16 protein-coding genes are annotated in these 25,331 nt (G+C 59.7%); 14 read left to right on the top strand and 2 right to left on the bottom strand.

Features of this window, described 5'->3' with window-relative positions; translation table 11 throughout:
- Nucleotides 1-890: 890 nt before the first annotated feature.
- Entirely contained in the window at nucleotides 891-1,631 is a 741-nt protein-coding gene (locus WA070_RS13940) for an imm11 family protein (protein ID WP_422634550.1), read from the bottom strand.
- A 503-nt stretch (nucleotides 1,632-2,134) separates the two neighbouring features.
- On the opposite strand from WA070_RS13940, the gene WA070_RS13935 reads away from it, so the two are divergent.
- From WA070_RS13935 to WA070_RS13890, 10 genes are all read left to right on the top strand, one after another.
- Nucleotides 2,135-2,734, top strand: coding sequence for a toxin-activating lysine-acyltransferase (locus WA070_RS13935; RefSeq protein ID WP_422634527.1), 600 nt, complete (start codon nucleotides 2,135-2,137; stop codon nucleotides 2,732-2,734).
- A gap of 194 nt (nucleotides 2,735-2,928) precedes the next feature.
- Nucleotides 2,929-3,720, top strand: coding sequence for a hypothetical protein (locus WA070_RS13930; protein WP_422634526.1), 792 nt, complete (start codon nucleotides 2,929-2,931; stop codon nucleotides 3,718-3,720).
- Nucleotides 3,721-3,732: 12 nt separating this feature from the next.
- Entirely contained in the window at nucleotides 3,733-4,941 is a 1,209-nt protein-coding gene (locus tag WA070_RS13925) for a trypsin-like serine peptidase (protein ID WP_422634525.1), read from the top strand.
- Nucleotides 4,934-6,883 carry a trypsin-like serine peptidase gene (locus WA070_RS13920; RefSeq protein ID WP_422634524.1) on the top strand — a complete coding sequence of 650 codons (1,950 nt, stop codon included), beginning with the start codon at nucleotides 4,934-4,936 and terminating at the stop codon, nucleotides 6,881-6,883. The genes WA070_RS13925 and WA070_RS13920 overlap by 8 nt, the downstream gene beginning before the upstream one ends.
- A gap of 137 nt (nucleotides 6,884-7,020) precedes the next feature.
- Entirely contained in the window at nucleotides 7,021-10,152 is a 3,132-nt protein-coding gene (locus tag WA070_RS13915; protein WP_422634523.1) for a hypothetical protein, read from the top strand.
- 172 nt (nucleotides 10,153-10,324) lie between these two features.
- Nucleotides 10,325-11,491, top strand: coding sequence for a hypothetical protein (locus WA070_RS13910; protein ID WP_422634522.1), 1,167 nt, complete (start codon nucleotides 10,325-10,327; stop codon nucleotides 11,489-11,491).
- Nucleotides 11,492-11,508: 17 nt separating this feature from the next.
- Nucleotides 11,509-14,283, top strand: coding sequence for a phospholipase D-like domain-containing protein (locus WA070_RS13905; RefSeq protein WP_422634521.1), 2,775 nt, complete (start codon nucleotides 11,509-11,511; stop codon nucleotides 14,281-14,283).
- Nucleotides 14,284-14,480: 197 nt separating this feature from the next.
- Complete coding sequence (locus WA070_RS13900) at nucleotides 14,481-16,028, top strand: hypothetical protein (RefSeq protein WP_422634520.1); 1,548 nt, start codon at nucleotides 14,481-14,483, stop codon at nucleotides 16,026-16,028.
- Complete coding sequence (locus WA070_RS13895; protein ID WP_422634519.1) at nucleotides 16,009-18,474, top strand: hypothetical protein; 2,466 nt, start codon at nucleotides 16,009-16,011, stop codon at nucleotides 18,472-18,474. The genes WA070_RS13900 and WA070_RS13895 overlap by 20 nt, the downstream gene beginning before the upstream one ends.
- Nucleotides 18,475-18,710: 236 nt before the next feature.
- A complete protein-coding gene (locus WA070_RS13890; protein ID WP_422634518.1) occupies nucleotides 18,711-20,498 on the top strand; it encodes a hypothetical protein in 1,788 nt (595 codons plus the stop codon).
- Nucleotides 20,499-20,643: 145 nt separating this feature from the next.
- Here the strand turns inward: WA070_RS13890 and WA070_RS13885 are convergent, their stop codons facing one another.
- The gene (locus tag WA070_RS13885) at nucleotides 20,644-20,904 is read right to left on the bottom strand and encodes a hypothetical protein (RefSeq protein WP_422634517.1); all 261 of its coding nucleotides are present in this window, start codon (nucleotides 20,902-20,904) and stop codon (nucleotides 20,644-20,646) included.
- A gap of 66 nt (nucleotides 20,905-20,970) precedes the next feature.
- Here WA070_RS13885 and WA070_RS13880 point away from each other — a divergent pair, with 66 nt between their 5' ends.
- The 4 genes from WA070_RS13880 to WA070_RS13865 all read left to right on the top strand — a co-directional run bounded on the left by WA070_RS13880 (nucleotide 20,971) and on the right by WA070_RS13865 (nucleotide 25,219).
- On the top strand, nucleotides 20,971-21,786 hold the full coding sequence (locus WA070_RS13880; protein ID WP_422634516.1) for a hypothetical protein: 816 nt from the start codon (nucleotides 20,971-20,973) through the stop codon (nucleotides 21,784-21,786).
- Nucleotides 21,787-22,262: 476 nt separating this feature from the next.
- Complete coding sequence (locus tag WA070_RS13875; protein WP_422634515.1) at nucleotides 22,263-23,387, top strand: GNAT family N-acetyltransferase; 1,125 nt, start codon at nucleotides 22,263-22,265, stop codon at nucleotides 23,385-23,387.
- A gap of 225 nt (nucleotides 23,388-23,612) precedes the next feature.
- Nucleotides 23,613-24,125, top strand: a complete 513-nt coding sequence (locus WA070_RS13870) for an RNA polymerase sigma factor (protein WP_422634514.1) — start codon at nucleotides 23,613-23,615, stop codon at nucleotides 24,123-24,125.
- Between the two features lie 107 nt (nucleotides 24,126-24,232).
- Complete coding sequence (locus WA070_RS13865; protein ID WP_422634513.1) at nucleotides 24,233-25,219, top strand: FecR family protein; 987 nt, start codon at nucleotides 24,233-24,235, stop codon at nucleotides 25,217-25,219.
- Nucleotides 25,220-25,331 lie beyond the last annotated feature (112 nt).

Below are 25,331 nucleotides of genomic sequence, written 5' to 3'. Positions count from 1 at the left end.
TGTTGCGAAGGAAAGCGGCTTGGCAATTCTTCCAAGCAATTTGAGCGAAGGCTTAGCAAAACTGGAAATTGCTGCGCCACCGGACGTAAGCGTTTTTGTGGCTAGAAGCGCTGTGGACTCCGCACGTCGCACAGCAACGCCGTTTTGCAAAATTGAACCGTCGGCGATGCCTACGGCATTGCGTACCACCGTTATATTTTTCTGACTGGTCCATTCGCGAGAGAATTGGGTCGAAGCGGCGATAGATCCCGTATATTTCTTCCAAGTGCCGACTTCATCAGCAGTCTTGGAAAAGAATCCGCCATTATTGAGTTTTCCAACAAATGTACCGTCCTCAAGCCTTTCACCAAACTCCAGCACTCCGTTCACAGTTCTTGGGTTCAGCGCCAATACTTCCTGACCCGCCTGCGAACCCAAGATATTATCCCAAGAGAGACCTGTCTGCGCCATGACCGCCATCTGTGCGGTGCTCGGCTGATAATTCAATTTGGCGATAAGGTTCGGGTCGCTTCGGCTTGAGAAGGCGATGTAGCCACCTGTCTTTGCCCCGTTATTCGCAAGGCCTTCTGGACTGCTCGCTTCGCCCATGAAATTGACAAGGGCGGCGAGGCGCTTTGTTTGACTATCCGCGAGTGATGCGCTTCCTGGCAGCAGCTGATTCTTAAACTCGGAGCTCCGTAGCAGACTCTCGATCCGGTCGTTGATCCACGGGTGAGACCCGTTCTGCATCAATACCCCAAGCTGAGCCGAAGCCATCTGCGTTGCAGCGCCGGGCCGGAAATTATATTCACCCTCACCTGACCAACCCGGTAAAAGATTCGTGAAAAGAGCACGGAAATCCCGTTGGATTTGCTTCGGAATCGTGTCTAGGCCCTGGATCACTCCCATGGTCAGACCTCCTTCATCCGAAAGTGTTTGGGGATTCGCAAGCCCGCGTTGGCGATCTCGGCCTCTAGCTCATCAGAGAAACACGTCAGCCATTCAGCGCTTAACCGCCGCTCCCTCCATAGATGCGCGCCACCGAACAGTGCCTTGGAGAAAGCAAGTCCGGACATCGCTTTCTTGGTTTCTTCATGTATAAACTGATTTTCTCCATTGCTCCTATAAGCATCGGAAGTACTATTTTCAGGCAAAAAGCTGTCAATATACTTACCAATAACCAGTGTATAATATTTTGATGGAGGAGTATTTCCTTTACGCAATTTGATCATGATAGGAAAAAATTGATGCACTTGCGGATCCAGCCGCTCAATGATTGTCCTAAGAGGTTCGTCCACTGCCAATATACGATTATTCAACTTGATAAGCGAGCCAAGGGACTTGCTGCCGCGAGCAATATCGAAAGATTGCGGCGGCTCTTGAGATTCGATTGGAGAAAGGTGGCGTGGCTCACGGCCAGTCAAGGCTCCCGGCTCGTTCGTGAATTTTTGGGAGACAAAATATGGGTATCTAAGTGGCCCATTCCCTTGGCCATCGTCAAACAGCACCTTTTGATCTGTGGGCATATTATCCTGATAATATGCCTTTAGCCGCATGGTCCAACCGTCAGCGCCAGAAGCGTCTGTGCCCTCAAAATCTCCGTCCGGCCAGAATTCGCCAAACGCCCGAGGCAGATTCATCCCCCAAACCATCACGCTACCTCCCGCGCAAACTGCGCGTCATCAAAATTGCCAGTCACCGCCTGTTTGACAAAGCCGCCTTCGGGCATCATGCGCCGCTCTCCGGGATGGGATTATTAAGGGATACGGGGGCTTTGACGCGCAACCCATCGGCGACGCTTGTCGTTTCTAAATTATGGCTTGCCATCCCCAAGGCCCCCTTCGCTCTTGCCTAGATGCCACAAGCCTGTAAGTATGCAATAGAAATGTGGGTCGGCTGAAAGCAATTTCGCAAAATGAAATGTGAAGTACAACCTGCGTGTTTATGTAATAAAATTTCATATGGCGAATTGTTACAATAAGGTGTCTAGACGAAACTACATTCAGATTGAATGTATCTGAGAAATTCACGGTATGATCTAATACTGTATCGGCGTTGATGCAAAATTTTTGACGATTACTTATGTAGCATCCATGTTCCTGCCATGTTTGCACATTGCCCGCACGGCAGGGAAGGTATCGACGGAGGGATTATAGTGGCGAAGAAGTTGAACGAATCTCAACCTGATGCAACTGAAGCGTCGACACCATCGACCGGGATCGACCCGGAGATGGCAGCGAAGATCTCGGCCGTCCGCACCCATATCCGGGAAAGCTTCGGTAAGGCCGTGATGGCGCTCATGATGCTGCCACGCTACCGCAACCAGACGCTCGCCGACCTCCAGCATCTCGTGCTCGAGCCGCTGATGCGCGACCGCGTCGCGATCGCCTATCCCGGCGGGGAGAAGGCCGGCCCGCTCGCCGATATGGCTGGCCTTGCGATCTGGGCGAGCGTGAACGATGAGGCTGACGCGCGCATTCGCGAACAGATCCAGGCCGGGACGTTCCCGGTGCGCCTCAAGGCCGAGGACTGGAACTCCGGCGACATCAACTGGCTGCTCGACGTTGTCGCCCCCGACCAGCGGACCACAGCAAACGTCATCGCGAACTTCAAGCAGCTCGTGAAGGAGGGAAGCCTGCGTCTGCATCCCATCGTCACGCGCTTGGTCGATGCCGACACGCTGCAAAGGATGGGCGCCGAGAAGATCGCGCATCCCACACCCCCGTCGGTTCCGGAAAACGCGACCGTGAATTGATTGTTTCCCCAAGAGCCGGGCGGGTGGGAAGCCTGCCCGTCCGGCTCACACCTTGGGATGGGAAATACAAGTCGAAACGGTGAATTCTGTATTAGAACGATCGAATTGATGACAAGATAGAAGAACAGGGTCTCCCGGGTCGCATCAGCACATGGCCGGTATCACATGCCGGAATGTCCACTTGGGAGGTATTTATGGGAATATTGCCTAACTGCAAGGACCCGGCGCTGAGCGCGCTCAAGTCCATCGGTTATAATGTCGTGCAGCTTCCGCGGGTCGATTTGCATCCGACCCAGCTTCTTGTCTCTAGCAACAAGCGGTTGAAACGCCTCGGTGATCTGACCTCAGTGTTCGTGCCCGCAAGCGATGGCCCCGCGATCCCACCGATCAGCGCCGACCGGCCAGGGCCCAATATCGCAATAACGAAGACCGCATCGCTCGACATCGGCGTGGGGCTCAATATCCTGGGCGGTCTGATTTCAGCTCTCGGCGGATCGACGCTCGGGCTCAGCCTTTCTTACGCGAAAGCTGCCAAGATCGAGATGGAATATGGTGGCACCCTAGAGAATGCAGCCGAGCTCGCGCTTATAGATCAGTTCCTCGCCGGCGCAAAGGTCAGCCCTTATGCGAAGGCGGCAGCGCAGATGCTCGACGCCGACCAGGTCTATGTCGTCACCAGCACATTGAAAGCGACGACACTCAGCGCTGCGGCGACCGACGAGAAGAAGAACGCGGTCGGCATCGACGTGCCCGTGCTCTCTAACGCGGTCGGCGGCAATCTTAAAGTCTCTTCGGCCGGCACAGGCAGCACCACTGTCAAATTCGAGGGCAAAATCCCGCTGGTATTCGCCTTCCAGGCCGTTCGGTTGATCTTTGACAAAGGCGTCTACAGGTCGATGAAGCTCGTGGATGGCGGCGGGGTGATTGCCGAGGGTATGGGGGAAGCGCCGCTCGCCGCGGACAGTGATCTCCTCTTGTCCGCTTGAGGGGAGGCTCGCATGCACGAACAACGGGCAAAGCTTCTCGCAGGGATTCTCGCGGCGAGCGAGACGACCGGCGGCCCCCGGGCCGAATGTCTGTCGATGGCGGAGGGCGCGGGCGTGCCCTCCGATTCCAACGCCATTCTCGATCGGGTGACGGCACAGTTGGAGGCACTGTCCGGGGGATCGGGCGGCGGCGATGCGGTGCCTCCGGGCACTGGCACGTGCGCCGCCGACGAACCAGCCCGCAAACGGGCACTGGACCTGTTGCTCGCACATGCTGAACCGGCATTACAGAAGATCAAATCCCGCGATTTCTCGCTTGGACCTGACGAACTCTGCGCGATGGAGGCGATCATCATCGCCGACGGAAGCCGTCCGAGCTTCCTGTTGTCGGGTGGGCGTGTCGCCATGCACGACCCGTTCGTTGGGGAATGGGAAGGATCCCTCGTCGCGTCGCGCGACGCGGTCGAGAGAGTGGCGAAGGCTGTCGGGCGCATCCAGCCGGTCGGTGGCAATGCCAGTTACTATATCGGAAGCGGCACCCTGGTCGATCGAACCGAGCGGCTGGTTCTCACCAACTTCCATGTCATCGAGCAGGCACGGACCTTGCACGGCATCGCCATGCACGACGATGGCGGACGTCTCGTCGTCGAGGGTGATTTCGAGATCGATTTCGCCGCGGAGTCGGGCGTTCTCGACACGCGGCGTTTCAGGATCACGGAGGTTCGCCTGCCTGAGGGCGCGGGCGCGGTCTTTGGCGGGATCGACGCCGCCGTTTGCCGGCTTGAGCCGCTCGATGATGGGGTAACCTTGCCCGATGCGGTCAGGCCGCTCAGCCCGAGCGCACAATATGCGACAGGCGAAATCTCCTCGATGGCGCTCATCGGTTTTCCAGGCGAACCGGCCAAGGACAAAGGCGACAAGGTCGACTGGAATTTTGTGATCGCAGAGCTGTTCGGCAGGCGGTTCGGGGTAAAGCGATTGGCGCCGGGCCGTTTCCGTCACGGGCTTGGCACCCATCCGCTGGACACAGGCAAGCGGGCGATCGGTCATGATGCGACGACGTTCGGCGGCGCGTCGGGCGCCTTGGTGGTGGCCTGGCTTGATGACGGCGCCCCAGGCTTCGCCCTGCATTTTGGCGGCGAGACCGTGGAGTCCAATTACGCCCTGTCATTCGCAAAGGCGCGCGCTGTCCTGGAGCCGCTGGGGGTGCCCTTTGGCTGACGGACAAGACCACCCTTTCGATCCGGCCGTCTATCTCGCGGGATGGACGATGCTGCCGCCCGACATTTTCAAGATCTGCTACAAATCCACTTATCCGCGTGGCAGCGCACTGTCCTGGGAGGAACTGGTCGCGTCCGGGGGGGCGGACCCGATCCGCTCCGCCTGTCTGGAGGCGAGTGCGATCGGCTTCCTCGACCGGCTCGCCGATGTGGTCGGCAAATGGGAAGTGGACAACGGGCGCACCGCCGCGGACGTCGCCGCCATGCTGCCCCTGACGAGCGGCGGCGGTATCATGCAGGCGATCATCAACCATGCTACGGGCTTTCTTGATCCCAGGTCGTTGCTGGCCGTCTATGACGCCTACAATGCATGCGCCATGGTCATGGGGCCACAAGGTCCCCGGGGAACTGCTTTCCTGGTGCGCCCGGACATGGTGCTCACCGCCGCGCATGTCGTTCTCGACTGCGAGGGAAACGACGACGCGCGAACATGGTCCAATCGGATTTTCGACGACCTGATCTTCAGTTTCAGTCCCCGCGACGGCGCAGCATCGCCTGATCGCGTCCGGGTGCGCGCGGCAGTGAAGGATGCTCTGGTAGCGTCATCGAAGCCCTGGGGACGATGGCCGAACCTGCTCAATCTCAGCCTTGCTTCACCGCCCGAACCCACGCTCGACTATGCCCTCATCAGACTGGCGCAGCGTGTCGAGCATATCAAACCGGTCGCCGTAGACCCGCCGGCTGGCGTAGATGCTCAACGTAGATGTTGGACGACAGGGTATCCCGGCGGCAACGCGGGCGTCGTCGACATCGACGTGGTGGTCAATGCCAATGCAGGCGGAGGGCGCTGGCTCCATAAGGCGAACGCCGTTCAAGGCATGTCGGGGGCATGTTGCATAAACGACCTCGGGAAACTGGCCGGTATCCATGAGGGGAGCGTCACTTTACCGGTCGAAGGCGAGAACAGGCCTTTCAACCGTGGCATCAGCATCGCCGCCATTCGGGAACATCAGAAAAGTGCCGCCGGCCGCGATCCGATGCTATCGCGGATCGTTGTGCAAGGTGTCGAGTTCGAGGATGCCGAACTGGTCGGTGAGCTCTATCGTGCCGGCCAGCGGCTTGCCGATCCGGCGTTCTCTGCAAACTGGGGCGCTGCCGTCCGCGCGGTGCTGGGCGCTGCCGATCCGTCGCTGTCCGCGGGGCTTCCTGCTTTCCATCCCTGGTTTACGCGCGATCGCTTCGAAGAGTGGATTCGCCGCGCAATGCCGCGCGAGCGGCTGTGCTTCGTGAGCGGGGAGCGCGGCGCGGGCGCCAGCTTCTGCAAGCATATCCTCAAAGCCCGGCTCGATCCGTCGGGCCTCGACTATATCGAGATCAGTCCGACCCAGGTCGCGGCCTTTTCGCCGCGTGAAGCCGTTCCCGCAGGGAGTGACGCGACTCCCTCACCCAGCCGTACCGGCGCCGCCAATTTTCGCTATAACGATGCGAACGATCTAATCGCACAACTGCGTGGAGGCGGGCACTATAGCACGGGGCCGCGCACGCTCGTCATCGACTTCGGTCCGGATGGAGGACCAGACCGCCTGATAGGCACCAGTTGGCAGGAATTCATCACGCGCCTGCTTGCCGAGGAAGCCGTGAGGCTGGTGCTGATCGGCCTTACGCCGGACGAACAGACTGTGCTTCACGATCTGTTGCTCGACAATCCTGCGACAGAAGACATACGGGCCGTACCGATCTGGCTCGCGCATGTAACGCCTGACGAATTTGAGGCCTATGTGGGTGCGTTAGCCGACGCGCGTGGTGTAAAGCTCAGAACGGCGGACCTTCGCCAGCGCCTTGCGCCGATCCTGGGACCTTATCCCTATGCACCTCCTGGCAATGCTGCGCTGCGAACGAGCTTTTTCGCGCTGGCCGCCATGACACTGGAGGCGGGACTATGAGCATGAAGATGAAAGCGTCCGCGAACGTCAATCTACAGGCCGTGTTCGCGGCGCCCCGGGAAGCTGCAGGTCCAACTACCCGGCATTACGGCGATGATCTTCCCTTCGCGCGGCTTTGCCTTGCCGTCCGGGGATGGGTGGCACCGACCAACCTTGTGCGCAATCTGGCGGGAGGTCGCGGCGGCGACATGCTCGCTGCGCTTGCGGGAGAGGTCGAGACCACCGCGGCGACGCGGTCGGGACAGTGGTTCATGCAAGTCGAACCTCGACGCCAGGCGATTGCAACGGCCTTCGGAGATGAAGTCGTCCGTGCCCTGGCTCCGCAGCTTGGGTCCGATGGGCAAGATGTGATCCTGAGCGCGTTTCGCCTGGCGTTGGACGAGAAGCCCGTCGATCTTGCCGCCTTGTCGGATAAGGCACTGCGGGCACTTGCCAATGTTCGGGATTGGCTTGGGGATCGCTGGCGACTGCCTTTCGACAAGGACGAGATCGGGGCGGCTCTCGCCGGCAAGGTCCTTGCCGCCGATCTTGAACGCATGACGGCACAGCCGTTGATAGGCAAAGCCCATAGGGATGCCCTTGCCATTCTCGAACGGTTCGTCCTGCCCGGCGAGGACGCGCGACTTCGAGCCATCTATGTCCAGGCGGCGGGCGGCGGGGGCAAGACCACCTTGCTCGCCTATCTGCAACGCAAGCTCCAGGAGAGGGCTGGCGGCGCCGCGATCGCGCGGATCGATTTCGACGAACCAGGCATTGACCCCTCGCGCATGATCACGCTCAACCTGGCACTGTTCGAACAACTGGCAAGTAGCCTGTCGCACATACGTGCCCGGGTTTCCGATTTTCTACCGCAATTGCGCGGCGCAGCGTCGGCGCTGCGTTTGTCGGATTATGCCGGTTGGACCCCGCTTGCCGGATGGTCGTCCGGGCGACGTGGGCGCCGCTCGCTTGGCGGACAGCGCCAAGTCTCGGAAAGCGTGTCCGACCAGGGCTCGATTCTCTTCGGCCTGTTGTCGCCCGATAGCTTGCATGGGCCCTTGGTGTTGGTGCTCGATACGGCGGAACTGGTAATGGAAGGCGATAGCCGGGCAGCTGCCGGGATTGCCGACTGGCTGGATTTTCTCGCCACCGAGGTTAAGGCCTATGACATCAGGCTGATCATAGCCGGGCGTGATCCACCGCCCCGAGAAGGTGGTCCGCAGATTGGAGAAATGTCCCTGTTTGCCCGGCTGGAGCGAATGGGTGCCCGTTTCGATCCGCCTATCTTCCTTCCCGAGCTTGTCCCTTCCGAAGCGGCCGAACTGCTCGCCAATTGCGGTGTCGGTGACGAAAAGTTACGTCACGCGGCGGCCGGCGCGGTCCCGGGCAACCCCCTTCTCCTGCGCATCACAGCCGATGCGCTGCGGGATGGTGACGCCCGGCTCGTCCAGGATATTCATGCGGTTCACGGCCAGGCGCAGGTCGATCCACACAGTGCGCGCATCTATCTGTTGCGACGCGTCATCGCACATGTGTCCGATCCTCTGGTCCGCCCTTATGTGATCGCCGCCATGGCCAGCCCGATCCTGACATCGGCCATGCTGGGCACAGTGATCATCCCATTGGTTGATGGCAAGGAAAAGGGCGAGGACGGGGCAGCCCTCCGCGCAGCAGGGAGGCGCAAACCGCGCAGGGTATTTGCAGGTATCGGGCGGACGGCCTGGCTCGGCCGGGTGTCGCCGGACGGGAAGCGCTTCACGTTTAATCGCGATCTTCGACGGTTTGTGATGACTTTGGTCCAGGCGGTTGATGACGATCGCAAGCTGCACGACCGGGCGCACAAGGCGCTGCTCGTCTATCATGCGCGTCGGCGCGATCCGCTGGACCGGGCGCTTGCCTATTATCACGAGCGGTCACTTGGGCCCCCCGCGAAACTTCCGCGCGGCGACAAGAGCCTCAAGCTCTTGCGCGGGCTGCTCGACCAGTTCCCGGAAGCCGTGGAAGAGGAGGTCGCTGCCGAGATCGATACCCTCCTGCTCTCACGCCAGTTTATTGCCGTGCGAGAACGCTTCGGGCCTGTGCCGCCAGTCATTGCTGTTGGAAGGGGGAACGCAGTTGGGGGCGCGAAGGCAGAGGCGATCTCAGAGCCGCTAGAACCCATACCGAACAATATGCGGTTGGACGATCGCGACTGGCGCTTCCATCTCGAAGGACGCGAAGGCAAACCGGGGCAGGGCGACCAGTTGGTCGGCGATGACCGGGCGGCTGAAGCGCTGGTCATGTATCGCGAACGGCCGACGCGCGAGCCGGGGGTGCCGCCGACTTTCGTGATTCAAGCGGTGGCCGATCTTGGCGAATGGGATTGCGTGGATATCGACATATCGGCGGTCGTCGATGATCTCTCGAGCAAGCTTTCCCCGCGCTCGGTCAACGCCAACATCGATCGAATCTACTGGGTCACGCGCTTTGCCCTCCAGCGCGACACCGGCAAGCTGGAACGGATGCATATCGATCTGCTTCAGACCGTTTGCAATTATCTCACGGGACCGGGGCTCGCCACCTTGCCGCCACTGCTGGCAGTTGCCGAGGCCTTCTGTGACGAGAGGCTCATGTCTCCTCGTATGATGGGCGGGATAAGGGGGAATGAAGGCGAGGGGCGGATTTATCTGGTCCGGCGGCAGCAGTTGAACGCGGAACTCGCGATCGGTCAGTTCGCTGTGACGCAGCGCGACTGGCTGGCGCGTATTCGCCGCACACGTGCCGTCGCGTCGGCGGAGGCCCTCAGTTGGGTGCAGCGCCAGATAGACGACTTGCATGGCCAGCCGATCGCGATGGTGAACCAGCAGTTTATGAAACTGCGGGAGGGGATAGAGATCGATTGGGAAGGGCGCGATTTGTCGGCGGGCACGCTCCTGCTTCGGGGCATGACGGCGGAGTTTCTGCGTCCTTTGCGCGAGGGGATGGCGGGTGTGATCGCCGGAGGGGGGATGCAGAGGCTGCGTCCCATTCTTGACCGGGCGACGATGGCGATGACGGTTCGCCCCGCAGAACTCGAACCCGACACTTTCCACGAAAGGCTGCGTGCCAATCCGCGCGCCTGGCTCAGCGCCTTCGTCAGCTATGCCGATCGCTCTCGCCTTCTGCCCGGACTGTGCGCCGATCTGGCCGATACGCTCACGTCCAGCGATGTCGCTGGCGCCCGTGTCGCCCGTGTCGCGCGCTCCTATCTCGCATGGGACGAAGCCCTGGGCGGCGGCAGCGACTGGAGAATTGAATCACCATCCGCATAGGCGGGAGAAGAAGGGGAGACACATCATGGCCGAGCCTGAAAATAATGAACCTGTCGTCGACGACGAGGACGGTCATACCGATCCTTGTGAGCATCGGGAGGCCGATGCTCCGGAGTCCGGGGTCACTGCGGAGGCTGTTCGCCCCTCACGGCCGGCAAAATCCCTCCTCTCCTTGCGTGCACGGATCGATGCGGTCTACCCTGATCGCAAGACTAAGAGCGACGGCATCGTGGGTGACGCAGCCCACCAGTCGCGCGCATCGGACCACAATCCCTGGGTTAGCGATGGCGCCGAAGGAGTGGTGACGGCGATCGACATCACCCATGATCCTGCCAGTGGCTGTGATGCCGGCCGGATCGTCGAGGCTCTTCGCACCAGCCGCGACAAACGCATCAAATATCTCATCTGGAACCGGCGAATTGCCAATGCGTCAGTGATTGGGGGCGTCGCGCCCTGGACGTGGCGATCCTACACCGGGAAAAACCCGCATGATCATCATTTCCATCTCTCGGTGAAGCCCGACAAGGCGCTATATGACGACGAGGCACCCTGGACGATCCAGCGCATGGAAGAAAGCCTCGGTGTCAATGAGGTCGTTGATACCGACGCCGACATCCTGCAGGCCCTGGCCGCGCTCGGGGCCAATATCATCACACATGCGCCGGCGCTGCCGCAGATCGACGCTTTGCAAGAGGCGATCACGCAGCTTCAGGCCAATCATCATGCCGTCTGGATCCCAGCGGAACTGGAGGGCGTCGGCGCCGAGGCGGCCGTCAGTTTCGAGGCGTTAAAGAAAGGCTATGAGAAGCTTTTCGCGCAGGCGAAGGTCCTCGACAAATGGAAAGGCACCGTCGCCTGGTATGTCGCGAAGATACTCAAGGGGCGCGCGCAATATGAAGCGGTCGCGGCAAAGAGCGGCGTGCCCTGGTGGTTCATTGCCATTGTGCATGGCATGGAAGCGAGCTTCAGCTTCACGGGTCACCTTCATAACGGCGATCCCTTGGGCAGCCGCACGGTTCAGGTGCCCAAAGGACGTCCCAAAGTCTGGAACCCGCCAAGCGAATGGAGCAGCAGCGCGCTAGATGCATTGGAGCAGGAAGGCTTTCTGCATCAGGCCGACTGGACCCTGGCGCGCGTCCTTTATCGGTTCGAGGGCTTTAATGGATATGGGTATCACGCGATCGGTATCAATTCACCCTATCTGTGGAGCTTTTCGGACCAGTGGACGAAGGGCAAATTCGTGGCGGACCATAAGTTCGATCCCAACGCCACATCGAAGCAGTGCGGAGCGGCAGTCATGCTGCGTGCGCTGGTCGATGCTGGCGATGTGCAACTGTAATGAGGGAAGGCGAAGACATGACCAATGCAAAGTCTCCCTCGATCGGCGCGCATTTGCGGCAGCTTCTTGGCAGGGTTCAGAATGTCGACGGGACTCCGGGGGTGATGGCGGAATCGACCGCTACGCTTGCCGAAGCTGCGTATCATGTTGCCGGCCGATACGAACCTCATGATGTACCATCCGACATTTCCGCAGACGAAATCACGAACGTTGCCCGCAAGGCAGTGGCCGACGAACCGCTTGATGAGCGAGAAGGCTTTATCGCCGAGGCCATTATCCTGCCGGATCTGAGACCCGCAATCGACATCATCGGGGGCGACTTCACGATCGACCATCCGGCCTGGCGCGACTATGGTGCTGATACACCGGCACATGCCAATTTCGTCCAGGCTATACCATCAGTAGGGCGTATCGAACTGCCGGGAAATCCCGGCGTTCCATACGGCGGTACCGGCTTCGTTGTGGGCGAGGGCCTGCTGATGACCAATCGACATGTCGCCCAGTTGTTCGCGAGCGGGCTCGGCGTCGATGGCCTCCAGTTCATTTCGGGCATAGATCCGGCCGTGGACTTTCTTCGTGAGCTGGACAATCAGGCGGGAACGCCGTTCGCGTTTCGCAAGATCCGCATGATCCATCCATATTTCGACATGGCGCTTGTGGAGATCGAGGGGCTTGAAGGACATGCCCCCCTCTGGCTGGAACCGGTCGAGCTGGATGCGGCGCGACCCCGCCGCATTGCGGTCGTCGGCTATCCCGCATTTGATCCGCGCAACCGGGCCGATGTACAGGATAAGGTTTTCCGCGGCGTCTATAACATCAAGCGCTTCCAGCCCGGTCTTCTCGCCGGGCGGAGGAACGTGGACAGCTTCGGCAAGATGATGAGCGCGGGCTGCCATGACAGCTCCACGCTGGGCGGAAATTCGGGTTCGCTCGTCCTCTCGGCGGAAACGGGCGATGTCGTCGGCCTGCACTTTGCCGGAATATACAAGGATTCGAACTTTGCGGTCCCCGCCGTTGATCTCGCACGTGACGGGCGGATTATCGATGCCGGGGTCAACATCCGGGGCGGTGGGCATCGAAGCGACGGACCCTGGGAGCAGTGGTGGCGCAACGTTGCGACGCCCGAAAGGCCGACAACCGCCGGAGTCCCGTCCACGCCCGCGGCAGTAGCCGTCCAGGCACCCGCAGCAGTGCACGTTCCAGATGGGGGCGCGGTGACGATCAGCATACCTTTGCAAATTACGGTATCGCTTGGCGTCCCGGATACTGGCTCCGCAGCGCAGACCGTGGAAGCGCTATCTCTGGACGAGGCAATTGCGCGGCTGTCGCAAGCGTTGCCGGATGATGTCGTCAGGGTGAAGCCGGGCTTCAACGGACGAACGGATGTCCTTGTCCTGGCAGCTCGCCCGGAACGCTTCGAGGTCGTTCGCGCGTCCGCTCCAGCGGCATTCGCAGGCTATCCCGTCGATGTTCGTTATGCGACGATCGATGAACAACTGGGTTTGACGGTGGATCAGCTGGAGGTGCCCGGTACGATTGCCTATGACGACGCGCGCCGCGCGAAGGCCCCATTTCTCTTCGATCCGGTGGAAGAGGAAATGACCGTCATCGCCCATGTCGGACCGGAAGAGAGCTTTCCCATGCTCCAGGAGTTTCTGGGCAAGGTCCAAACGACGCTCACCAGTTCGATGTACCAGTTCTTCGCGGCCCATGTAATGGAAGCCGTAAAGGAGCGCCTTGACGCAGGCGGTCTGACGATGAAGATCGTACTCGATCCCGCGACCCGCGATAGTGGCGATGGCGGGCCCAAGGACGGTGAATTTCGTCGAGATACCACCTTCGAGAAATGGCGTGACGACTTCGCCTTCACGAATGTTTATGTGCCTGTCGGCAACGGCAAGCTGGTCACCAGAGCCTACCATATCAAGGTCAGCGTAGCCGACAGCCAGTGGGTCTGGCTATCCAGCGGCAACTGGACCAGGAGCAGCCAGCCAAAGCCTGTCGATGGCGGCGCGCGCGGCAACCGTGAATGGCATATCGTGCTTGAGAACCGCAAGCTGGCCCGCATGTTTGAAGCCCATATCAATGCGGACTTCGATCAATGTGGAGAGTTGGGCGGGGGAGAAGAGGCGATCGCTCCAGTTGAAATCATGGTCGACGTGCCGGAGGAAATCTTCCTGGAAGCGCCCGTCGAACGGCTCCAGCCGCTGCGAATTACCGGACGAAACGTGAAGGTCCAGCCGGTTCTGACGCCAGATCGGCGCGGCCGGGTCTATACCGACGCGGTGCTCTCATTGATCCGTCCGGCCAGGCGGCAACTCGTCTTTCAGAATCAGTATATCAAGATCCGCAAGGACATGGCCGGGAATCTCGATGAACTCGTCGAGGCGCTGATCGCGAAATCGAAGGAGATTGCGGACCTTCGGATCATCCTTCGGGCCGGCGATGTCGATGATGATATTACCGAGCTTCGTCGTCGCGGTCTCGACGTAGCGCGGTGCGTCCGCATCATCACCAACACTCATACAAAGGGGATCGTGGCTGACGGACAACGAGTACTTGTCGGCAGCCAGAACTGGAGCGACCAGGCGGTATCGACCAATCGCGACGCCAGCCTGTTGTTCGACGACGCTGAGATCGCTGCCTATTTTCTCAAGGCTTTCGAGATCGATTGGGCAAGAGCCAGGCCTGCGGTCGCCGCCGGCGTCGAAAAGCCTGCGCTGATCGCGCAGGGCGCCGCCCCGCCGCCGGGTTATGTCCGTATGCCCCTGTCCGAATATTACGGTCGGTAGAGCAAGTTGAAGCAGATAATCTTCTTCCCAAACCCGGAGCATCCTTGCTGAGCTGGCGTTTGAGCAGGCAGCGATTGAAGAGGAAAGGGGCGACATTGTTCGAACAGTTTTTGACCAACCTCGGCGCGCTCACTCTTCCGCAAGACTAAACAAGGAGAGAGGTCCGACACTCGAAAAATCTCGTTAGAGGGCTATAGATGCCGAATGAAACCAGGGGCATCGAAGTCCTTCCCGACTGGAACAAGCCCGGCTCATTTTCGTCGGGAAGAGATCCGCTCGGACTGCAGGCGGCATCGGTTCGGTTATACACCGACCTCCTTCCCGGACTGACCAACGTTACCAACCGGCTGCGCTACTTCTCATTCTATTGCTGGGTAGTGAGGCAGTTCGAGCTGACGCAGCACAGCCTCGACGAGAAAAAGTGGCGCATCTTCGTGCGGCGTTCGGAGGCGATATATGCGCTTGCATGTCAGATCGGGGACAGCGACGAGGCCAACGGCATGGCCGGTTCAGCGTGGGCAGGTAAGAACATCGGGATCGACAAAGCCTTCGATTTCACGCCCTGGACGGACGGTCCAGGGGAAGAAAACCAGTATCTTAAGGCGGTGAGGGGCAATTTCGGGCAGTTCTATGTGGCCAGCATGCTGCAGATGGGCATGCTCCTGAAAACCAACATCCGCGTGCAGGCAGTGTCGCCCGATCATGGCCTCGATCTTGCCGAAGCCTTCGCTGAGGCATGTCCGACAGCCTGCAGGAAAATCCTCAAGGCAATCAGGACCGGCAAGATCGACTATGCAGACTGCGTCGCCATATCGAACGAGGCACATCCGGCCTATCTTGATGTGCAGTCGAGGGAGACGCAGCTGCTGCTGCGTTACCTGCGCGGCGAAAGGGCAGACGATGACACTGCGCCTGCACGTCGGGCGACGCTATGGAACGTCCTCAACATCATTAGTCGCATTGGTCATCAGGATGGCAACGACCTTCGCCGCGAGCTTTACGTCCAGGACAATATCGGAACCGTCACCAACCAGTTTCTCGCGCAGAACCTGACCCACTGGCGCGCCTATTTCGTGAACGAGCTCTGCCACATCTCACTCGAGCTTGTGCTCAACGCGTTGACTCACCGCATCAACGAGACGTCGGGCGCGACCGCGGATGAACTGTCGCGCGCCATAGCCACCCTCGCGCTTCGCCGCGGCGACGCGGCATCCACCCTCGCCAGAATCGCCGAAGCACGGGATTTCGGCAGCCTGGCCCTCGAGCATAAGGCCGGAGCGGAGCTCGCGGATATCGCGGGAGGGACAAGTGAGCCCGGCAGCAAACAGGTGCGCAAAGCCATCAATCTCCTGCTGACGTTGTGGAGGCGCTGGAGCGATGATACTGCGATCAACGGGATACTCGCTGAAGCAACAGTCGCCGATAGATCGGCGGAAGGCATCTTCCGCTTTCTCGACAAGATGGCCGATAGACCTGCGATGGAAGGGCTCACGGGTCTGGTGCGCAAGTTCGTCATCGGGAACCACCTGCTGATCGCTGGACAGAAGCTTGCGGCAGGAACCTACACCTATCGCTTTATCGTCGATGAAAGCGGACTGGTCGACGGCCAACCGGCCGAATATACTTTCACCAACCCCCGCATCGGCAATCTTCTGACGTTCGCATATGACGGCGCTCTGCTCGATGATGAGGGCGATGTAGCCGAGGCAGGAAAGGCGCTGCTCGATGCCCTTCAATCTGTTTGACGACCTCAAGAGGCCCGGCTTCCACAGCTCGATTACAACTACCTTCAGTGTAGACCCGGCTTTCTACGACGCCAACGTCCAGTACCGGCTCCGCGCGGTTGGGTGCCAGAACAACCTGCTGATCGCGGACGCGGCCATGCTCTCGCAGGCGCTTGAGCAATTGCCAGAGGCGTTCAGCCACGCTGGCCGGAAATACCTGATCGAGCCGATCGAGGGGATCGGCTGCTTCCATCCCAAGATGATGATCCGCTACGGTAAGGCAAAGGCAAGCCTGACCCTTGGTTCGGCGAACGCGACCTCTGCAGGTTGGGGCAGCAACCGGGAACTCGTTTCAAGCCTCGATTGGTCCCAATCAGCAGAGACGCCGGACAGTGCCGTCCGCCGCCGGCTTATAGCCAGAGCCCATGACTGGCTGATCGCACAGGTTTCTGCGACAAGGAATCCCGACCTCTCCTATAAGTTCGATCTCCTGAACTCTCAGGCACCTTGGCTGGCATGTACCGACCGGGGGGAGGGGGTAGAGGTGTTCGCCGATGGAAGCCTCGTCGATCTGATGCTGTCCGCTCCGGACGCCCGCGAACCGATCGGCGACCGCTTTCTCGCGAACGTCGAAGGCAAGGTGGAACGCCTTGTAGTGATTTCACCCTACTGGGATTCAGACCTCAAGGCTCTGCGGCGGGTGCACGCTGAACTGGGCAAACCACCTCTGCACATATTCATGACCCTGTCCGATGTCGCCGGGGCGCGGCAATCGACATTCCCGATCCAGGCGGTCGGCTCGAAACTGAAGCCGACTTTCCATCCACATGGCGCGAGCGGAAATCATCGCTTCCTGCACGCCAAGCTTCTGGTCGCGCAGACGCGCAAATATGACTTCCTGCTCTTTGGTAGCACGAACTGCACCGCCGGAGCCCTGGGCGGGTCTGGCATGCCCGGACTCAACCATGAGGCGGCGATCTTCCGGCGCCTCCCGCGAGGCACGGTTGAAAAGACACTGTGGCTCGACTTTTCGGAGATCGTTCGCCCCAAGGACATCTCGGCCCCCGAGACGCCCGAGCCATCCGCAGCGCCGCCGCGATTCAATCCCGGCCGGATTGAGCGCAAGGACGACAGGCTCTACTGGAGCGTCCCGTCGGGCATCAACCCCGCAGGGGCTGATCTGCTAATCGATGATGATCGCCATCCGTTGATTGCCGGAGGCGAGGTAAGGCCTTACGCGCGACTGGGAGGGGCGCGCAGCGGTTCCACGATCGTCGCGAGAGTAGCGCTGTGCGACGGCAGGATTAGTCGCCCGGTAATCGTATACGAGCCGAACAGGCTGATGGCGGCGGCGCCGAGCCCGCTCGCAAGCGGAATAAGGCGTAAGCTCGACGCAGTGCTGAACGGTGAAAGCGACCTGATCGACCTGGCCCGCGACGTCCACTTGCTTTTTGGGGATGCCAATCCGATCAGACGGTCCGCGCTACGCGCGGATCGACGGGGCGCGTCGGTTGCCGCAGTGGCTGGCGAGGATTTCGACACGCCCGAGGAATTTCGCGAGGCACTGGGGCTCAAGGCCGATCTGATGGCAGGGGGACTCTCGCACGCGAACAATCCGGCCCTCCAACTCCTTCTGCAGATCGTGCTGCGCGGTATCGTCCAGCTCGAGGACAGCGAGACGATCGACCACGACAGCTCCGCGTCGGCCGCCGCCCTAAAAACCGGCGAGGACCAGGACGATGAGGGGAGCGATGAGGAGGGCGATGAGGCGGACGACGACCAGGATGGAGATGCCGCGGACGCTCCTCCGGCAAACGGAGTCAGGGAAAGACGACTTGTTGCCCAGCCCGTTCCCCGCGAGGCGTTCGAGCGCAACCAAAGGACATTGGAGCGGGCGATCGAGCGATTCGAGGACTATATCGGGACGGTCGCGAAATCCCGACAAGAGCTCGATCTCGACTTCGTAACGCGCGCCCTTTTTATGATCTACCTCATGCTCCACGGCTGCTCACACAGATATTCTGTCGATGAAACTGAGGTCGAGGTACTGATGCCTTTCTCGGCCATTGGGACCCGAAGGCAGGACGAAGGCTTTCTCATGCGTGGCGCCCGTCTCATCAGCTTGATCTGGGGGCGCAGGTTCACCGACGGACTCATGGCCCGCATTCCCCTCGACCGCGAACTGGAGAACGTCCCCATACCGATCCTCACGCTCGTGATCTTGTCGCGCTGGATTCTTGCCGCCATCCTTGTCGAGGCAAGAGCGGCCGCAGGCGCGAAATCGCTTGCCGCGATTCTCGAATCCCAGATACCCGAATTCTACCGCTCGACTTCGGCCTTCGCGTTCACCAACGGGCCACAGGTTGAGGCGGCCGTGACCCAGATGGCCCGGCATATCGGAATGTCTGACACGCAAGCCCAGAATGTAAGGAAGGGCATGGCGGAACTGGAAAAGGTGATGCCTTGAAGGCGACTATATGCACCTGATTGGCATTGAGCCGATGGTGCCCTCGGGGCCTCAACTCACTGAGCCACTGCGCCTCAAGATGCGTTACGATAGATCATTGCCAACGGCGTTTTCCGGCATCAGGACGGGCTCGAACTTGATTACTGAGCGCAAACCCGATGGCGCGAGGGCGTACCCTGAGGAACCCCTTCGACGAAGCGGGCACGCGCGCACGGCGTGATAAAAGACAGGACTATATGCACGAAAACTGGTGGCCGGACCTTCTCGCCCACGTCCCTGAGGAATGCCCCTGGGCTGCATCCGATGTGGTCGTCGCCGAGATGCGCGGTTTCGACGACCCCTCCGTGCCGGGTGTCCGTTTCATGTGGTCTGCGCTGGTCCCCGTCGCAGAGCTTGAAGCGTTAGGCGGGCGGCTCCGGGCCTTTGGCCATGAGGTGGAATCGAGTGGACGGCCATCGCCCCTTTTGAACGGCCCGCAGAGCTTTAATCCACGATTCTGGATCGGGACCTATCTGGAGGGCGAGGATGGTGCGCCTTCGGTGCGGGAGGACTATGAACCGTTGATTCTGGGGTGGACCAGCAATAACCAGACCGCAATGGTCCTTGATCCGCGGTTTGCCATGACCTATGGATTGATGCCGCGCGTCCATGTCGACGGCTCCACCCGTTGGGACAATCCCGCCGAGCCCGAGTTCGATGTCGCCTCGGTCGATAGGCCCTCGCTCTACGCCGATCTGCGTTATGAGGACATGCGCGCCATCGTATCGCGCGATTATCTGCAAGACTACCTCTCGCTGCGCGACATGGCGCTTGTCCAGGTCTTTTACGAATGTCGCCATGGACCTTCTGACAAAACAGCGGAGTTGGCGCTGGGAACAAGCCACCAACTGAACGAACATCTTCTGACGCGCGAGATCGATGTCCAACGCCGACGCGACGGGAGTTTTTGCGCGCAGGTGTGGGGCGCGCGCCATGTGGCGGGGCCTGGCGATTTCCCCATCTCGGTCAATCCGCTTGAAACGCAGGGGCTTGTCTGGCCGGGCAATCCAACGCCTGTCACGTCGCGCATTGCAGACCGATTTCGGCCAAGGGATTATATCTACGTCCGCGATACCGTGCTCGGCGCCTATGAGGGACGGCCAGGCTTCCATGTTCATCCTGAAAGCGGCGGGGTCGGCTATCAGAACCAGTGGAACGTGGGGCCTGCCGGCCGGATCGGGCGAGATCTGATCCAACTTGAGATCAGGAAGCTTTACGGTGGGACGCCGCACCGCGTCGTCCAGCATTGGCATGGTTACGCCGTTGCAGCAACCGCCGAACAATTGTCGGCAGAAGCACGCAAGGTTCCCAATGTCGGCACGCGGGCGAAGGCGCTGACCTACGGCATTGCCGATGTCGGCGAGCGGCTGTCCGCACTTGCCGCACGTTTCGGGATCGAGGTAAGCGGTGAGGAATTCGTCAAGCTTGACCGAACCTGGCTCCACTATCACGGCTGGTGGCAAGGGCTCCATGTCGAACCGGTTGCCCGGCACATCCCGCTCGACATGACGCGATCGGCCTTTCTTGCCCGCTGCCTCGACCTCGACAAGCTCGTCGTCGAATGTCTGGCAGAGCGCCACTTGCGGCTCTTCGTGCGCGCCTTTGGCCCCCAGGCCGATAAGATCGACAAGCTGCGGGGACTCAAGCTCCTCGATCGGACAATCTGCTTCTGTCAGATCGGGCATGAGGCGGGCCTATCGGTGTGGGACTCGGCCGAGGAGATCGTTTCGCGCTTCGAAGCCGCGGGTACGGCAGTCGGGCGCCCCATTGAAAAGCTTTTCGCCTTGTCCGATCTGCGGCAGGTGACCGGTCATCGCAAGGAGGATATGGATGGGCTCATTGCCGGCGCATTGGAGCGCTTTGGTCTCGACCTTGCCGCCGCCAGGGGTGGCTGGGGTCATGTCATGGACACCATCTATGATCAGCTTGCCGACCAGCTTGCCACTGTAGTGCGCCTTTTGGACGACTGCCTCTCAGAGGGATGAAGTGTCCGGACGCGATCATTCCGAATTGGTGCGGATTACACAAACTGCAAGCTGGCAGCTTTCGAAAATCTAGACGGAGTGTTTTAGAGGTTCGGGCTTTTTCCCTTCCGCGAGGGTCTCGCGCAGGCAGGCGCTGAGCATTTGGTTATCGAATGGCTTCTGGATGAATGTCGGCTTCTCGGGCATGTCGCCATCGCACGGCATGACCAGACTGCTGGCTATGACGATCTCGATCCATTTTCATCCTTGGGCAGCGTAACGGGCAAGAGCAAAGCTGTTCATCGCGTCTTGGCATTTCCACGTCGGAGAAAAGCAAAACGATATTCTCGGCATGGATTGCGAGCAGCGCCTTAACCTGACAGAGAAACGCATGGCGAGCGTCGCAAACCGCCCGTTTGTCGGTCATAGATTCCAGAGTGGAGTGGGGTTTCCGGGCAAGTGAGCCGCATCATCATCTCGAAAAGCAGCGCCTTTGAGACAATTAACGCAAGGTGAAATAACCTCTGTTATCGCCATTCCATATCCGATTGGAGGCGTAATGTCTTGGTATAGAATGATTGTCCGAGCATCTATGAGCGCAGCAGTTTTGGCGGCGTTACAAGGATGTGATCGAACTTCCCAAGGTGAAGAGAATCGACATCTGGAAAACCCGCCTCCTATACCACCTCACTGTCCTGATCTTCCCGAACTGGAGAATGTCACCTTGATGGATGGGACGGTTGCTGATGTCCGGATTGTTCAGTTCCGAAGTACGAAATTGTATGTCCCTGCAGACTTAATTAGGCGATCCTTTTACGACGCAGAGGATAAAGTTCATAAACTATTCGAAGGAAGCAGGTTCTATATTCCTCACGGCCTAATGAATTTTATTCCTGACATGCAAAAGAAGGAATGCCCTGGTGTCATTCATCACATCAGAACAGACGGTAATAGTGTTAGTAAAGGATTTGGCCTCCTAGGCTACGGATTGAATATGTTTGGGAGAAATATATCTCCAAAATCATCAATTATTAACTTGCAGTTTCACTTAATTGATAATCATGAATTTCGCGACAATTATAGTTACCCATATTTAGGATACGAAACGGCAAATGTAAAAATTTTCGACGATGTGATTTCTCACTATAATACTTCTTATAAGAAGAAACATAGATCTATGATTGGCTCTCCTGAATGGATTATGTACCGAGAAAGTGTGGAAGATTTTTCAAATTGGCTAACTATGCCACCACGCCGCCGCGACAATAAACGTGTGTTTATTTTAGGCGTGGAGAAGGTAGTTCAATGACATTTGGATCGCATTTTTAAGATTTAATTCTATCCAGCGGCAGCGATGCTGCCGACAAACGCATGAAGCGCGCCGGTCCATGCTGGCGGTCGCGGCCAGGTGCCAGATCAGCGCCGACGCCCCCTGACGGAAAACCCTGCCACCGGCGTTGTCGGACACTTTCTCAATCCGACAGTGATTTTCGGACATTCCACGGGATCAAAGGACCGCGCAATTCCGTGCGCGCCGGATTTTCGGCGAAACCGCGTGACGACTGCCTGAGATTCATGTGTTTGCCGGCGCTCCAAACTTTCCCATTTCTCCATGTCCGCTGAAGCATTTTGGGAATCAGCAATCGGGAACAGATTTTGGGAAAGTGAAGCCCAGGTGCGGCCGTCAGCGCGATCGGTGTGGCAGTATTCTCGCTGCACGTTCCTTTGCGGGAAGCTGAACCCTAGGTAGTTGACTAAGGCAACTAAATAGGGTTGATGTCCAGCATGGACGATGCGATCAATGCAATTCGGACCTTCAATCGGTTCTTCACTCGCCATGTAGGTGCTATCGACGCACGCTTCCTCGACACTGACGCGAGCCTGCTCGAAGCGCGCCTACTGTTCGAGATAGCGCGGCACGAACCCGTCTCGGCAATTGCGCTACAGGCCGAATTGAACCTTGATCGCGGATATCTAAGCCGGATGATCGTCCGGCTTGAAAAGCGGGGTTGGGTTCGCCGCGATCGCCTTGAAGCCGATGCCAGAACCCGTCCTATCAGCCTCACTCAAGGTGGGCGCGAAGTTTTCTACGAACTCGATCACCGCCAACGTGCTGCCGTTGCTCACGACCTCAAGCGATTGAGCGCCGTTGAACAGGACGAACTCGTGCAGGCGCTGACGAAGGCGCGCCTCTTTCTCGATCGGAAAGCGCCTGCCGCGACACTATCAACTACGCCGTCGATCAACGTTCTCGATCGCCCGGTGTGGAACGCATTGACCGGGCGGCAAGCACATATTGTTCAAGGCGATGAAACGGGCCTGCGCTTTGCTCCCGAATATGGCCCCTTTGCCGCCCCACTCGATCCCACCGGCGATACGAGCGTCCTCGCCGACTTGGCGGGCAATTCTGAAATTTGGCTCGTCGAAAAACATCGGATAGTCCCACCCGTCGGTCTGAAGCTCGCCCGAAGCGCCGAATGTGTTCAGATGGTAGCCCGCACGATCACCGATGGCGGACGCGATCATGCCTTCTGCGATCTAGGCGATGACGATGCAGCGGAAATGTTCGCCCTGGCGACTATGACACAACCCGGTCCCTTCTCGACAAGGACACATGATCTTGGCCGCTTCGTCGGCATACGCATAGACGGGATTTTGGTCGCGATGGCGGGCGAAAGGATGAAGCCCGGCATTTTCACCGAGTTAAGTGGTGTCTGCACGCATCCGGATCATCGCGGGCGAGGCTATGCCGGGTTTCTGATGCGGGTGGTTGCTTCGAGGATGATCGAGCGCGGGGAAGTGCCGTTCCTGCACTGCTATGCGACGAACACGGGAGCGATTGCCCTATATCAAAGCCTTGGCTTTGAAATTCATCAGACCATTACGGCGACGGTGTTGATGCCCGCATAACGCGCTGAGCGAGGCGGCGCTTTCCCGTTTCACCACTCCAACCGCAATTCGAGAACACATTGCTGTTCCCGTATCTGGATCGTTTTTGGGAAAGACGGCGAAGCAAGGTGACGAAAATCAGGCTTTTGACGCCAGCCCGCGCATCGTGTGTTTTACGATTGCTTGGGCAAAATGCTAGCAAGTTAGTTGCGAGTCGTTCGCAAAATACGGTAAGGCGATTTGGTGATGCCGACCAACGCCGTTGCCTTGTCCCGTTTGTTGCTGTCGGAGCGCCCATCGCTGCTCCGGCTAGCGCAGCGCATCGTCGGCAACGCGCCAGCGGCGGAGGACGTGACGCAGAGCCTGTGGTTTCGCGTCCAGCGCATCGAGGATGATCCCCCTATCCTCAACAAGCGCGCCTATCTCTTCCGGCTCGCGACGAATCTCGCCACCGACCGGCGGCGGGCCGAAACCCGTTACGGCGAACTGATCGAGACGACCGATGCGCCCCCCGAGCATGTGGCGGCAGACATGGTGCCTGCCGATCAGTGGATGGTCGATCGCGAAAATCTCGATCGCATGATGGGCGCGGTCGATGAACTGGCCCCGCGCATCCGCGAAATCTTCATCCTGCGAAAGATCGACGAATTGCCGCTGGATGAGATTGCGAGGCGCATGGGCATATCGCGCAGCATGGTGACGCGCAATTTGCAGCAAGCCCTCCGGCATTGCATGGCGCGGCTTACCGACGACGAATGAGCCATTATTTTCGGCGCGAGAGTATCCACCCGCCAGTTTCAAACGTCATAAGCTATGAGAGGCTCGTGCTGTCGCGCGCTCCCGAGCGTGACAGATGAGGGGGCACCGTGGCGACTGAAAAGCGGATTCCAGATCATATCGAAGAGGAAGCGACGCGCTGGGTCGTGGAGCGCGACGCGGGATTGACCGCCGAGGACGAACGCACGCTGCAAGCCTGGCTCACGGCGGATCCACTGCATGCGCTGGCCTTCACCAAGGCGGAGAAGGTGTGGGATGCGATGGGCAGCTCGCCTGTCAAGGCGGCGGTCCACAAGCGGCGCGCGCGAGGAGTCGCCCACCGCCCCGGCTATCCGCCTCCCCGACGGGACCAGTCTCGCCGGCGTTGGATCGCCCCGGCGCTGGCGGCGAGCCTGGCGCTGGTGTTCGTCGGCACAGCCCAGGACTGGCCGATGCGGCTGCGTGCCGACGCCATGACCGCGACCGGCGAGCGGCGCGACGTGACGCTCGATGACGGCTCGCTGGTCCAGCTCAACACCAATAGCGCCATCAGCATCGACTTGTCCGGGGACCACCGTATTGTCCGCCTGCTCAAAGGCGAGGCGGCGTTCATGGTCGCCGCCGATCGCGCGCGGCCGTTCACCGTCGAGGCCGGAGAAGGCACGACGACCGCGCTGGGAACGCGCTTCATCGTCCGCCGCGATGGAGCGGATACCGAGGTTGCCGTGACCGAGCATCGCGTGCGCGTGGCCTTGCCGATCGGCGAGGCCAGCAGCCGCCTCGATCTTGGCGAGGGACAGGCAGCCCGCTACGGTCCCGGCGGCATAGCGCGACTCCGTGCGATCGATGCCGAGGCGGCTGCGTCATGGACGCGCGGCCGTCTCGTATTCGTCGATCGGCCGCTGGGCGAGGTCGTGGCGGAGCTGAACCGCTATCATCCGGGCTACATCCGCATCATGGACGATGATCTCGCCCAGCGCCGGGTGAGCGGCGTTTTCCGCACCGACGATCCGATGGCGGCGCTCGACACGCTGCAACGGCTGCTCGGGATCAGCTCGACGCGGCTCACTGACAGGCTGATATTCCTCCACACCTGAAAAATCGCGTGGACTTGTTCTCACTCCCGATTTTCAAACGTCATACTTATTGAGGGGTATTCTCATTAGCAGAGAGCCGCCTCCCATTTTTGACGTGCGGGGGTAACGAACG

This window comes from Sphingobium sp., from assembly GCF_049304695.1.
Classification (GTDB): domain Bacteria; phylum Pseudomonadota; class Alphaproteobacteria; order Sphingomonadales; family Sphingomonadaceae; genus Sphingobium.
Note: the sequence above shows the minus strand (reverse complement) of the source record. Positions and strands in the feature narration are given on the sequence as shown.